This is a genomic window from Rheinheimera soli (assembly GCF_021290985.1).
GTDB lineage: Bacteria > Pseudomonadota > Gammaproteobacteria > Enterobacterales > Alteromonadaceae > Pararheinheimera > Pararheinheimera soli.
Map to the genome: position 1 here is coordinate 21,281 of NZ_JAJOYU010000019.1, position 11,749 is coordinate 33,029.

Annotated in this window: 12 protein-coding genes; 8 read left to right on the plus strand and 4 right to left on the minus strand. The window is 47.2% G+C overall.

All coding sequences use genetic code 11. From position 1 onward, the window contains the following. Positions 1-65: 65 nt before the first annotated feature. On the plus strand, positions 66-1,280 hold the full coding sequence (locus LSG37_RS13755; protein ID WP_233080421.1) for a methyl-accepting chemotaxis protein: 1,215 nt from the start codon (positions 66-68) through the stop codon (positions 1,278-1,280). Here LSG37_RS13755 and nhaR read toward each other — a convergent pair. Then, a complete protein-coding gene (nhaR, locus tag LSG37_RS13760; RefSeq protein ID WP_233080422.1) occupies positions 1,277-2,170 on the minus strand; it encodes a transcriptional activator NhaR in 894 nt (297 codons plus the stop codon). The two genes, LSG37_RS13755 and nhaR, sit on opposite strands and share 4 nt — an antisense overlap. Before the next feature lie 237 nt (positions 2,171-2,407). On the opposite strand from nhaR, the gene LSG37_RS13765 reads away from it, so the two are divergent. Together LSG37_RS13765 and LSG37_RS13770 are read left to right on the plus strand one after the other, a co-directional pair. Continuing rightward, positions 2,408-2,746 carry a DUF4144 family protein gene (locus tag LSG37_RS13765; protein WP_233080423.1) on the plus strand — a complete coding sequence of 113 codons (339 nt, stop codon included), beginning with the start codon at positions 2,408-2,410 and terminating at the stop codon, positions 2,744-2,746. Positions 2,747-2,807: 61 nt separating this feature from the next. After that, positions 2,808-3,110: a DUF1330 domain-containing protein gene (locus tag LSG37_RS13770; protein WP_233080424.1), complete on the plus strand. Its 303-nt coding sequence runs from the start codon at positions 2,808-2,810 to the stop codon at positions 3,108-3,110. Here the strand turns inward: LSG37_RS13770 and LSG37_RS13775 are convergent. Beyond that, positions 3,107-4,684 (minus strand): ATP-binding protein, encoded by a 1,578-nt coding sequence (locus LSG37_RS13775; protein WP_233080425.1) that lies wholly within the window; start codon positions 4,682-4,684, stop codon positions 3,107-3,109. The two genes, LSG37_RS13770 and LSG37_RS13775, sit on opposite strands and share 4 nt — an antisense overlap. Positions 4,685-4,752: 68 nt before the next feature. Then, entirely contained in the window at positions 4,753-5,124 is a 372-nt protein-coding gene (locus tag LSG37_RS13780; RefSeq protein ID WP_233080426.1) for a DUF3703 domain-containing protein, read from the minus strand. Between the two features lie 156 nt (positions 5,125-5,280). Here LSG37_RS13780 and LSG37_RS13785 point away from each other — a divergent pair, with 156 nt between their 5' ends. The 5 genes from LSG37_RS13785 (at position 5,281) to LSG37_RS13805 (ending at position 11,269) form a co-directional block, all read left to right on the plus strand. Continuing rightward, positions 5,281-5,736, plus strand: a complete 456-nt coding sequence (locus tag LSG37_RS13785) for a hypothetical protein (RefSeq protein WP_233080427.1) — start codon at positions 5,281-5,283, stop codon at positions 5,734-5,736. Positions 5,737-5,816: 80 nt separating this feature from the next. Beyond that, on the plus strand, positions 5,817-6,308 hold the full coding sequence (locus LSG37_RS13790; protein ID WP_233080428.1) for a hypothetical protein: 492 nt from the start codon (positions 5,817-5,819) through the stop codon (positions 6,306-6,308). After that, positions 6,292-7,683: a TolC family protein gene (locus tag LSG37_RS13795; RefSeq protein ID WP_233080429.1), complete on the plus strand. Its 1,392-nt coding sequence runs from the start codon at positions 6,292-6,294 to the stop codon at positions 7,681-7,683. The genes LSG37_RS13790 and LSG37_RS13795 overlap by 17 nt, the downstream gene beginning before the upstream one ends. 12 nt (positions 7,684-7,695) lie before the next feature. Next, positions 7,696-9,081 carry a multicopper oxidase family protein gene (locus tag LSG37_RS13800; protein ID WP_233080430.1) on the plus strand — a complete coding sequence of 462 codons (1,386 nt, stop codon included), beginning with the start codon at positions 7,696-7,698 and terminating at the stop codon, positions 9,079-9,081. Between the two features lie 412 nt (positions 9,082-9,493). Beyond that, positions 9,494-11,269 carry a S8 family peptidase gene (locus tag LSG37_RS13805; protein ID WP_233080431.1) on the plus strand — a complete coding sequence of 592 codons (1,776 nt, stop codon included), beginning with the start codon at positions 9,494-9,496 and terminating at the stop codon, positions 11,267-11,269. Between the two features lie 65 nt (positions 11,270-11,334). Here the strand turns inward: LSG37_RS13805 and cueR are convergent, their stop codons facing one another. Continuing rightward, on the minus strand, positions 11,335-11,748 hold the full coding sequence (gene cueR, locus LSG37_RS13810; RefSeq protein ID WP_233080432.1) for a Cu(I)-responsive transcriptional regulator: 414 nt from the start codon (positions 11,746-11,748) through the stop codon (positions 11,335-11,337). Position 11,749: the final 1 nt, after the last annotated feature.

The following is an 11,749-nucleotide window of genomic DNA, read 5'->3' on the forward strand; positions in this document are numbered from 1 at the left end:
CTGTAACAGTGGGTTATAGTGCAACATCAGCAATTGGGTTTGAAACTTAGACTGAGAGTCAGTACATGAGCTTATTTAACGATATTTACAATGCAGTCGAACGGCAGTTTTTCTATAGCCTGACATTAAAAATTGTTGGCAATATTGGCTTTTTAACGCTGATTTTCTGGCTGGCAATGTTTGCAGCTTACCCAGTTGAAGGTAGTCCGGGACAAAGCTGGTGGTGGATCCTGATCCTCGGCACCGGGGCTTTTATCTTTACCATAGGCTATCTGATGCATTTAATAGTGCGGCCAGTGAAAGCTCTGGTGCATGCACTGCGACAGGCGAATCAGGCCGGCAGTGATTTAAAAACCCGTTTACCGGCTTTTACTTTTGACGAATTCCGTACTTTGTCTGAGCAATACAATTTATTTGTTGATCAATTATCCACCATGCTGCGGGACATTCATCAGCAAGCGTCCAGTAATTTTAGTGTTAACCAACAAGTCGCAGAAGCAGTGCACAGCACCAGACAACAATTGCAGGGCGCCGAGCAAAGCAGCCAACAGATCCGTGCTCAAAGTGATCAGTCCTTACAACGTCTGGCAGAGATAGTGCAGAGTAACGATCAGGTGATAGTGGTTGCCAGCAGCACTGTACACAACGCAAAAACAGCCAGCACTCAATTGAACCAACTAACCACACAGCTGCATAAAATCGAGCAGCTATTGGCCAACTTTGGTGGCACTGTCACAGGTTTGCAGAAAAACGCCGAAAACGTGCGGCAGATTTTATTGATGGTGGAAAACTTTTCCGATCAAACCAACCTACTGGCGCTGAATGCGGCTATTGAAGCAGCACGGGCTGGTGAAGCTGGCCGTGGTTTTGCGGTAGTGGCAGATGAAGTCCGTACTTTGGCCGCCAAGGTCAATAGCGCAACAGGCCAGATCTCAGGTTTTCTGAATGAAATGGATGTATTGGTACGGGACACTAAAAATGAGTCAGAACAGCTGCAACAACAGGCTGGTGAAGCTCAGCAGCAAATTCAACTCACCAGTGGCGATTTCAGCCAACTGGAGCAACAACTGAAAAATGCTCAGCAACAGTTGAACCATATTCAGCAGCATGTGCAGCAACTGGCGCATAGTTCAGAGCAAAACCATCATCATCTGACTGAAATAGAACAAGGGACCAATCTGGCCTATCAGCAAATGGCCGCTATCGATCAGGCCACAGAGCAGTTATTGTCTGGTACTAAACGCACTCAACAACAACTGCAGCCTTTTTCAGCGGCTTAGCTCGATTTGCCGTCCTGTTGCAGTGCTTTCACCAGTTGCAATACGGCTGGGTGAGTCAGTTTTCGTTCGGGTGATATGGCGTAAAAACGCTCTGTCACCCTGTGGATCACCCCTACTTTTAGCAGACGATAGTTGGTTAACAACTGAGTTTCCAACAGCAAAGGTGCGGCAAAAGCGCCAAGCCCTTGCTGAGCAAAAGCTTGCATTAAAGCACTGTCATCAAATTCAGCCACTACATCAGGCTGCACCTCTACTTCATTAAACCAGCCCATTAACTGCTGACGAATAATGGATTTTTTACCTTGTAATAAAAATGGCTGATCGTGTAAAGAACGTGGAAAATCTGAACTTAACTGCCCTGCTAACGCCTCGCAGGCATACACCGCCATAGGGGATTCGGTGACTAAATGACTGTAGGCTTTGACATGACTGCCAGGCTGTATCGGCTGATCAGACAACACCATATCCAGTTTATTAATGGCCAATTCGGATAAAAGCGCTGCCTGCTCACCTTCGCGACAAATCAGTTTAATAGGCAGCTGCAAAACAGGTTTTAGCATTTCGTAGACAAAAGCTTTTGGCAATACGTCGGTAATACCTACACTGAAGTTTTGCCAGCTGCTGTGCTGACGGGTCAGTACAGCTTTAAGCTCATCCCCTAACTGAAAGATATCTGCAGCATAACGTTGCACCACCACTCCAAGTTCTGTCGGGATCAGTCGTTTGCCCTGACGGGAAAACAAGGCGGTGCCTATACCATGTTCAAAAACGCTGATTTGACCACTGATGGTTTGGGGAGTGATATGCAGCAGCTCACTAACTCTGGCAATACTGCCGTGTTCGGCCACCAGATAAAAATAATAGAGTTGGTTGTAATTAACAGGAGTCATCTTTATTCAATTATTTACGAACATATTGACAGTTATATTCGATTTTTACTGACAAAGTAAAGAGCGTATAACTGTCTTCGTTGTGACAGTTCCCGCTGAATTTCACAGTAACAGTTTAACCCATAGGCCCATCCGCGCCTTTTGCCCCTTGCTCGCAAGGGGCTTTTTTTATGCCGTGATCTTTCAAACTTCAGCTACTTTGCAGATACAATGGCACAACAGAGCTAAAGAGTTGTGATGATGATCCACTACCCCGCCATTTTTAAGTTTTCAGGTCAGGATGAACTGATTTATCTGGCCGATCCCAGCAGTTTCGAGCAGCAGTATCAATTACAACAAGCTTATTTGACACCAGAGGATCTGCTGATTGATGCCACAGGCCAGGCTTATCTGCTGTATCAGCTAAAACCAGACAACACTGCTCTACCAGCGCAGTTGCGGCTGTTTGAACTGCCGGAATTGACAGCTCTGGTGCAGGCACATTTTTTTGCTCTGGCCCAAAGTTGTGTTGTAAAAATTCAGGCGCCTTCTATCGCACAGTTGTTTGGCCTTGTGGCTGATACTGACGACGAATAGCAGCTTGTTCTACAGATCATTGCTGTTTACACTGATGTAGTTTCAGGCAGAGGACAAATCAATGGCCGTTGAATTATTAGTGGGCTTGCACGTCAGCAACCCAGAGCTGTATGCAGAGTATCGTCGTCAGATGACGCCCTTATTGCATCAACATCAGGGCGATTTTGGTTGTGATTTTATCGTGCAACAAAGCCTGAAACCTGCGGACAGTGCAATCAACAGAGTCTTCACCATTTATTTTGTCAGTCAGGAACTGATGGATAGCTTTTTTAACCACCCGGATTATCTGGCGATACGGCAACAGTATTTTCAGCCCGCTGTTGCTGCTTCACATATTCTGGCGAGCTATCAAAAAGCAGACTAATGGCTGTCAGGGCACGGAAAGTCACAAAAAAACACTGTGCCCTGTCCTGGCACTGACCGAAAATCGATAGTGCCGCCCATAGACTCAATAATAGCTTTGCTGATTGCCAGGCCAAGGCCTGTACCTGAACGGGCTTTGGTATCTGAGCCATCGGCCTGGGCAAAACGCTGGAATATTTTTTCCTGAAAATGCAGAGGGATCCCTTCGCCTTTGTCTTCCACCTGAATACGGAGTCTGTCTTCCATCCGGTAATAACTCAGAAAAACCCCGGCACCAGTTTTTGAATACTTGATGGCATTAGACAATAAATTGCTCAGCACTTGCTGCAGTCTGTGGCTATCCAGTTGCATCATCAAGGATTCGTTGTTCAACAAAGACAGCTGCACTGCAAACCTGTCGGCATAAGGCTGGTTTTGACTGATGGCTTGCTGGCACTCCTGCGCTAAATCACAAGGTTGCAAATAAAAGTCCATTTTGCCTGCACTGAGTTTTTCCATATCCAGTAAATCATTCACCAACAACTGCAGTCTTTTGCTGTTTTGACTGGCCACTTTCAGCATCGCCAGCGCTTTTTCAGGCACAGCACCCAATACCTGATGGATCACCAAATCCAAAGCGCCGCTTATAGCAGTAATAGGAGTGCGCAGTTCATGGCTGACGGTAGAAATAAAATCGGTTTTCATCTGCTCCAGCTGCTTTTGTTCACTGATATCCTGCATCAGCACTAAAGCCCCCAATAGCTGACCAGAACGGCTTTTCAGTTGTTCTCCCCGACAGCGTGCCCAGCGTGGAGCCTGGTTTTTCGCTTTAATACAAATATCCTGCCCTAGTACAGTTTCGCCATGGAAGGCTCTGAGCAAAGGAATTCGTTCCACCGGCAATACAGTATGTCCATCTTCTTCATATAAATCGTAATAATGGCTCCACAACTCTGAGTCACATTGGCGTACATCCACACCGTGCCATTCGCGCGCTACCTTATTAAACTGTTCCAGTTGTCCTTCGCTGTCACAGGCCACCAGCGCGTCAGGAATGGAATCAAGTAACAGATCCAACAATTGCAGTTTATGCTCGGTTTGCAGCTTTTGTTTATGTTCGTTCAGGCGCTCCATCACTAAAGCGGCCAGCTTACGCAATACAGTTTTGTCCTGCTCCGTCATTTGTCTTGGTATGCGGTCAATAATGCACAAGGTGCCCAACGCATAACCCTGCTCGTTGATCAGCGGACAACCTGCATAAAAGCGAATATTTGGAATAGTACAAACTAGAGGATTGTCAGAAAAACGTTGGTCTTGCGACGCATCTTCAACAATAAAAATATCAGGCTGTAAAATAGCGTGAGCACAAAAAGCCAGTTTACGATCGGTCTGACACACATCCAGCCCTTGTTTACTTTTAAACCACTGCCGCTGTTCATCAATTAAAGACACCAGTGCTATAGACACCTGGAATAAAGTAGCGGCTAACGAAGTAACAGCATCAAAAGTAGCGTCGGGTTCGGTATCCAGGATCTGCAATTTAAGCAGCGCCTTTAATCTGTCCTGTTCATTGTAGGGAATTGCGGCAACCTGCATGCGTGCACTCCATAGCTGGCAACAAAAGTTCTGCTTAAAAACATATCACAAGATTGACAATCTGTACCTTATAACAACGGATCCTTAGCTTCAGACAACAGATGCACTAAGTCATCAGGTACAGGCTGAGCCTGTAATACAGGATAGCGACTGGAGCCAGGATTGCCCAAAGGTAATCGCCCGGTTAAATGACCCAGAGGGGTGAGCGCAATACGTAGCAATTGGCCACGAATTTCAGGCCAGTTTGTTTGATCTGCTGCCAGCTTGAGCATTTGCCAGTGGCTTTGCAGGTGCAATACGAAATGGTGTTGCCCCAGAATATGCGCCCGCTCTAAATGAAACCAGGCTTCTGACCATAACTGTTCGTGCCGCGCCTGCTGCGCTTGTTTGATCTCAAGATGGTAGGCTTGTTCTGCCGTTGGAGACATGACTGAAGACATAAATAGAAAGCTCCGATATCGCTAAATAATCTTTACAATGACGCGCCTTTGTCACCCAGTCAAGGCTTTGCTATAAGCTGCTTTGGCTTGAGTTTTATGCTTGTTTGTATTAGGGTAGCGCCAGTATTTTTTGGTGACACTGGCAAGCAAAACAGCATGAACAGAAATCGGGGTCAGGTATCCTGGGTTAGTTTAATAGTGCTTATCAGCTTACTCCTGTTTAAAGGAGTGGCAGCTGCCGCTATGTTATGTTGTGGCCCTGATCATGCAGCACACCCCGCCAGTCATTCGAAATCCTCAGATACAGATCACAGCATGATGGAGCACCATGGCCATCACACCGCAGCAGTTGAGCACAACAGCATGCCGGTTGGCTCAGATCACCAGCTCCTGGATGAACTTCAGACAATAGACGACCAGGTGATGATGATGGATATGCATCAGTTATCCTGCTCAGGTTGTGCCGTCAGTTGTGCCGCTGCTGTGCTGATGGTCAATCCAGCGGATTTTATCGCTGACCCGGTGCAAAACGAACGCTTTCTCAGTTTCACCCCTTTCCTTTTCCCTCTGACAGGTTCTGGCCTGGAACGACCTCCCCGTTTATACAGCTGATCTCTCTACTTGCACCATCAAAAGCCTATCTGGCGCTTTTATCTGGTGTGATTTTTCAGCTTCACTAAACAGGACTTTTTATGTATCAGCTTATTTATCCGGCGCTTTTTGGCGTCCTGGCGTTGTTTTATACAAAACCAGCAATGGCCTCTGAAAAAGAGCAAACACAGCTTCAGCCACTTCATTCAGTGGTGATCCAAAGCCGCACTACAGATTGGAAACAAGCCAATCAAAAAGTTGCCGAACTGGGTGGCTGGCAATTTTACGCCAGTGAGGCGGGAGCTCATCAGGACATGGATCACTCCCAGCATGGTTCAGAGGCAATGATGGACCATTCCGGGCACAAGATGCCGATCGATCATTCACAACACCATCATCAGCAGCAAATGGATCATTCACAGCATGCTATGCCGGAAGATCATTCAAAGCATCATCAGCAGCATTTGGATCATTCGCAGCATGCTATGCCAGAAGATCATTCAAAGCATCATAATCATCAGCAAATGGATCATTCAAAGCACTCAGAGCCACAACCCGTTAAAACAGGAGATGAGCATGAGCATCATCACTAAGCTGAGCCCGCTGGCGGCTGTGGTACTGCTGAGTGCCTGCGCCGGAACTTCAGGACTCAATACAACAGATCTGGTGCAACAACAGGCTGTTGCTCAGCAGGTGAAAATCCCCGCGATAGATCCGGCATTAAGATCAGAGGCTGAGCAGGAAATTGCCCTGCTGCTGGCAGAACCTTTAACGCAGCAAACTATCAGCCGTATTGCGGTATTAAATAACCCGGATTTTCTGGCCGCTTTATCATCGCTGGCCATTAGCAAAGCACAATTAACTCAGGCCGGGTTATTACCAAATCCTGGTTTTCGGGTAACCCGAAGCCGCTCAGAAGAGGGTTACAACACAGAGCTCGATTTTTCACTGAATTTATTTAACCTGATTTTTCTGAATAAAAACAAAGCTATTGCTCAACAACAAGCACATCAGCAACAGCAGCAGGTCGCTTTACAACTGATGGATTTACTGACAAAAAGCCGCAGTGCTTTTATAGAAGCTGTAGTGGCAGAGCAGCGTTTTAGTTATCTGCAGACAGTGCAGGAAGCCATAGATGCGTCGGCAGAACTGGCTAACCGTATGTATCAGGTAGGTAATTACAGTGAACTGCAACAAGCCAGGCAGCTAAAATTTGCAGCAGAAATTCGCCTGCAACTGGCTAAAACTCAGCAACAACAGCAACAAAGCTGTGAACAACTTTACCTTCTGCTCGGGTTATCAGCCTCAGATACAGCACTGAAATTACCTGCTCATTTGCCTGCAATTCCAGCCACTTTGCCCCTTCAGGACGATCTGGAACAACAAGCTCTGGCACAACGACTGGATCTACAGCAAGCCAAAGCAAAGTTAGCTCAACTGGAACTGCAGCTGGGATTAGAGAAAAACAGCCGTTTTGTCCGGGGTTTGTCCGCTGAAGTTGCAGGATCAGTGCAACAGAGCGCAGAACGAGAACTGGCATTAGGTTTTGAACTGCCGTTATTTGATTCAGGTTCAGCGCGAGTCAGCAAAGCAGAAGCCGAATATCAACAGGCCTGGTGGCAGGCCAAAGCACTGGAGCAAAAAGCCCGCTCTGAAGTGCGTCAAGCTTATGCTTTGCAGCAAAGTTCGTATCAGATAGCCCGGCACTATCAGGATCAGTTAGTGCCATTGGCACAAAAAATTAATCAACAAAATGTGCTGCGTTACAACGGTATGTTAATTGGCGTATTTGAGCTGATTGCTGATACCCAGGCTCAGGTAGAAACAGTCACAGGACAAATGACGGCACAGCGGGATTTTTATTTGTCAGAACTGCGCCTGCAACAAGCGGTGTGGGGCAGCCCTTCCCTGCCACTGTCGACAGAAACTGACACCACAAACAGCGCTGCCTCTGCAGCTGGCCACTAACAGGAGAATGTTATGTTAACCCGTCGTGATTTATTAAAAAAAGTCGGTGCCATTACAGCTGCTGTAGGTGTGGCTGCGGTTAGTCGAAGCTCAATGGCGGCTTTGCCTGAACCTGTTATTCAACAATCTGCCGACACTATGGATCCTTTAATTCCAAACACAGGCCGGCCTTACAATCCAGTGGTCACTTTAAACGGCTGGACTTTGCCATGGCGTATGAACAACGGCGTCAAGGAGTTTCACTTAGTGGCAGAGCCCGTGGTACGTGAACTGGCACCTGGTATGAAAGCACATTTATGGGGCTACAACGGTCAGTCACCAGGCCCGACCATTGAAGTGGTAGAAGGCGACAGAGTGCGTATTTTCGTCACCAACAAGTTGCCGGAACATACCTCAGTGCATTGGCATGGTCAGCGTTTACCTAACGGTATGGACGGGGTGGCAGGTTTAAATCAGCGCGCTATTAAGCCCGGTAAAACCTTTATGTACGAATTTGTCGCCCGCCGTCCCGGCACTTTTATGTATCACCCTCATGCCGATGAAATGGTGCAGATGGCGATGGGTATGATGGGCATGTGGATCACCCACCCAAAAGAGGCGCATCCGCATATTGATGAAGTGGACAGAGATTTCTGTTTTCTGCTAAACGCTTACGATATTGAACCCGGCAGCGCTACTCCAAAAATTATGACGATGACTGACTTTAATCTCTGGACCTGGAATAGTCGGGTATTCCCTGGCATAGACCCTTTAGTGGTGCGCAAAAATGACAAAGTACGGATCAGGGTCGGCAACCTGACGATGACCAACCACCCTATTCATATCCATGGTCATGAGTTTACGGTGACTGGCACAGACGGCGGCCCTGTGCCTGCATCTGCCCGTTGGCCTGAAGTCACTACAGATGTGGCTGTAGGCCAGATGCGCCAGATTGAACTGATTGCCGATGAAGAAGGTGACTGGGCTTTTCACTGCCATAAATCGCATCACACCATGAATGCCATGGGCCATGATGTGCCGACGCTGATTGGGGTGGATCACAGTGGGTTGATGCAAAAAATCAATAAACTGGTACCGGATTATATGGTGATGGGCGAACGGGGTATGGCCGATATGGCTGAAATGCAGATGCCTTTACCAGCCAACACTTTGCCGATGATGTCAGGCGATGGGCCTTTTGGTTCAGTAGAAATGGGCGGTATGTTCAGCATATTTAAAGTCCGTAACGATCAGGCTGCGGGCGATTATAAAGATCCGGGCTGGTATCAACACCCAGCCGGCACAGTAGCGCAGGAATGGACAGGAGAAGTGCCGCAGATCACGTCCGCTCAGGCAGATACTAAAGACGCGGCAGTAGAGCTAAAAGTAAAAAAACCTGGTGCACATCACCACCACTAACCCTTTACTTCTTTCATTATGCTTTAACCTCAGCCCACATTTTTCGGGCTGAGGTTTTTGGAAAAACGTTTTTCCGAACAACTTATGTGCAAAAAACCAGCATCATGACAACTATTCGCGCCCCTTTTATATCATTTAGGAATATCTAATAACCAAAACAAAAATAACACACCTGTTACCAAATGTAATCAAACCCAGCATTTTAGCCGCTCACAGAATGCCACTCATCGCAAAAAAAATATCTAAACACGAAAAAATGAAAACAAAAGATTAAATTTGATAAATACACACCTATTTACATTAACAATATATTGACCAATCATCATATCGCCTGCCCAACATATTAACTAAATAAGGGACAGGGGCTTCCACGGATGAGGCAATTCACATAACAATAATTTGAGAGAGAAAAATGCAACATAAAACATTCAACCTATCCAAAGTCTCATTGCTTACCTTGTCCGCACTTTCCTTATTGGCTACTGCTGCACAGGCTGCTCCGTTAAATTCACGCGCTAGCTTAGAAGTGAACGAAACCAAAGCTGTTGAGCCACCAACCCGCTTTATCGTGAAGTATAAAAATGCCGCTACGTTATCTGCTCAGGGTCTGGCCAGTACTGCAGCCAGCTCAGTAAATCAGTTAAAAACTCATGCAGCTTCTGAATTATCCAGCCGTGCTGGTGAACCTATGAGCTTTGTGCGTTCTTTAGCTGTGGCTAACCGCCATGTGGTGAAAGCCGAACGTCGTCTGTCTAAAGCTGAAACAGCCCGTACTATCGAGTTGTTAGCTCAGGACCCTATGGTGGAATCGGTTGAAGAAGACCGTATGTTACAAATTGCAGCTGTACCTAATGATACTCAGTACACCAGCCAATGGCATTATTATGAATCCACTGGTGGTTTACGTGCTAACACAGCCTGGGACAATGCCACAGGTACAGGTGTAGTGGTTGCCGTATTAGATACTGGTTACCGTCCGCATGCTGATTTAAACGCTAACCTTCTGCCTGGTTACGACATGATTTCAGACAGCTTTGTTGGTAATGATGGCAACGGCCGCGATTCAGATGCCCGTGATCCGGGTGACTGGATTTTAGCAAACGAGTGTGGTGGCACACACGCTGCTCAGGATTCTTCATGGCACGGTACTCACGTTGCCGGCACTGTTGCCGCTGTAACCAATAATGGTTCTGGTGTCGCTGGTGTGGCTTATGGCGCAAAAGTAGTGCCAGTACGTGTGCTGGGTAAATGTGGTGGTTACACCTCAGATATCGCTGACGGTATCATCTGGGCATCAGGCGGCACCGTATCTGGTGTTCCGGCCAACGCCAACCCGGCTAAAGTAATCAACATGAGCTTAGGCGGTTCAGGTGCCTGTGACTCTACCACTCAGGCTGCTATTAACTCAGCCCGTTCTCGCGGTTCAGTGATAGTTATTGCCTCAGGTAACGACAATGCTAACGCCAACAACTTCAACCCGGGTAACTGTGCTGGAGTAGTGAACGTAGCTGCAACAAACCGCAGTGGTGGTCGCGCTTATTACTCTAACTACGGCACCTCAATTGACGTGGCAGCACCAGGTGGTGCCATGAACTCAGCCAACGATCCAAACGGTGTGTTATCTACCTATAACACTGGTACTACAACCCCTGGTTCAGACAGCTATGGTTATAGTCAGGGCACGTCAATGGCAGCACCTCATGTGGCTGGTGTTGCCGCATTAATTGCGCAGAAAAAACCTGGTGCTACACCAGATGAAATTGAAACTATTCTGAAAACCACAACCCGTTCATTCCCTGCCACCTGTAACAACTGCGGTACTGGTATTGTTGATGCGGCTGCGGCTGTAGCTGCTGCTTCTGGTACGGGCGGCGGCGGTGGCACTGGCGCTACCTCTACAGTAAACAATATCAGCGTGGCACGTAACGCATGGAGATACTACACAGTGGTGGTTCCTGCTGGTATGAGTGTGCTGACAGTCAATACCTCTGGCGGCACCGGTGATGGTGATTTGTATGTACGTCGTGGTTCACAACCTACCACTTCTGCTTACGATTGCCGCCCTTACCTGAATGGCAATAATGAAAGCTGTACCTTCAATAACCCTGTTGCAGCCACTTACCATATTGGTATCCGTGGTTATACTGCGGTATCAGGTGTAACTTTAACAACGTCTTATCAGCCTTAATCCCTGGGCTTTTAGGTGAAGATCCCGGTATCTGCCGGGATCTTCTTTTTTCACCTATCAGGAACTTACCTTTGCAGGCCATCCAAAATAGCGCACTGGGGTTGATCGTCACCGCAACAACTGTCAGCTAATTGCTGTAACACCTTTTGCATCTGCTGCAATTCAGCCACTTTTTGTTTTATTTCATCAAGATGTACTTCAGCCAGCTGTTTTACTTCTCTGCTGCTTCGGTTTGGATCGCGCCATAAGCCTAACAAAGAGCTGATTTGCGCTATAGAAAATCCCAAAGCTCTGGCCTGTTTAATAAAGCCTAACTGCTGCAATTGCTGGCTGTTATATAACCTGTAGCCTGCATCCGTTCTATTGGCTTTCAGCAACAGGCCCGCTTCTTCATAATACCGGATCATTTTGGCAGAAAGCCCTGTCTGTTTTGCCGCCTGGCCTATAGTCACCAGGGTTTTGACTAAAGTATTCATCATT

Bases quoted from the DNA above. Each gene is read 5' to 3' on its own strand.
- LSG37_RS13755 (WP_233080421.1), top strand. From the start codon at position 66: ATGAGCTTATTTAACGATATTTACAATGCAGTCGAACGGCAGTTTTTC.
- nhaR (WP_233080422.1), bottom strand. From the start codon at position 2,170: ATGACTCCTGTTAATTACAACCAACTCTATTATTTTTATCTGGTGGCC.
- LSG37_RS13765 (WP_233080423.1), top strand. From the start codon at position 2,408: ATGATGATCCACTACCCCGCCATTTTTAAGTTTTCAGGTCAGGATGAA.
- LSG37_RS13770 (WP_233080424.1), top strand. From the start codon at position 2,808: ATGGCCGTTGAATTATTAGTGGGCTTGCACGTCAGCAACCCAGAGCTG.
- LSG37_RS13775 (WP_233080425.1), bottom strand. From the start codon at position 4,684: ATGCAGGTTGCCGCAATTCCCTACAATGAACAGGACAGATTAAAGGCG.
- LSG37_RS13780 (WP_233080426.1), bottom strand. From the start codon at position 5,124: ATGTCTTCAGTCATGTCTCCAACGGCAGAACAAGCCTACCATCTTGAG.
- LSG37_RS13785 (WP_233080427.1), top strand. From the start codon at position 5,281: ATGAACAGAAATCGGGGTCAGGTATCCTGGGTTAGTTTAATAGTGCTT.
- LSG37_RS13790 (WP_233080428.1), top strand. From the start codon at position 5,817: ATGTATCAGCTTATTTATCCGGCGCTTTTTGGCGTCCTGGCGTTGTTT.
- LSG37_RS13795 (WP_233080429.1), top strand. From the start codon at position 6,292: ATGAGCATCATCACTAAGCTGAGCCCGCTGGCGGCTGTGGTACTGCTG.
- LSG37_RS13800 (WP_233080430.1), top strand. From the start codon at position 7,696: ATGTTAACCCGTCGTGATTTATTAAAAAAAGTCGGTGCCATTACAGCT.
- LSG37_RS13805 (WP_233080431.1), top strand. From the start codon at position 9,494: ATGCAACATAAAACATTCAACCTATCCAAAGTCTCATTGCTTACCTTG.
- cueR (WP_233080432.1), bottom strand. From the start codon at position 11,748: ATGATGAATACTTTAGTCAAAACCCTGGTGACTATAGGCCAGGCGGCA.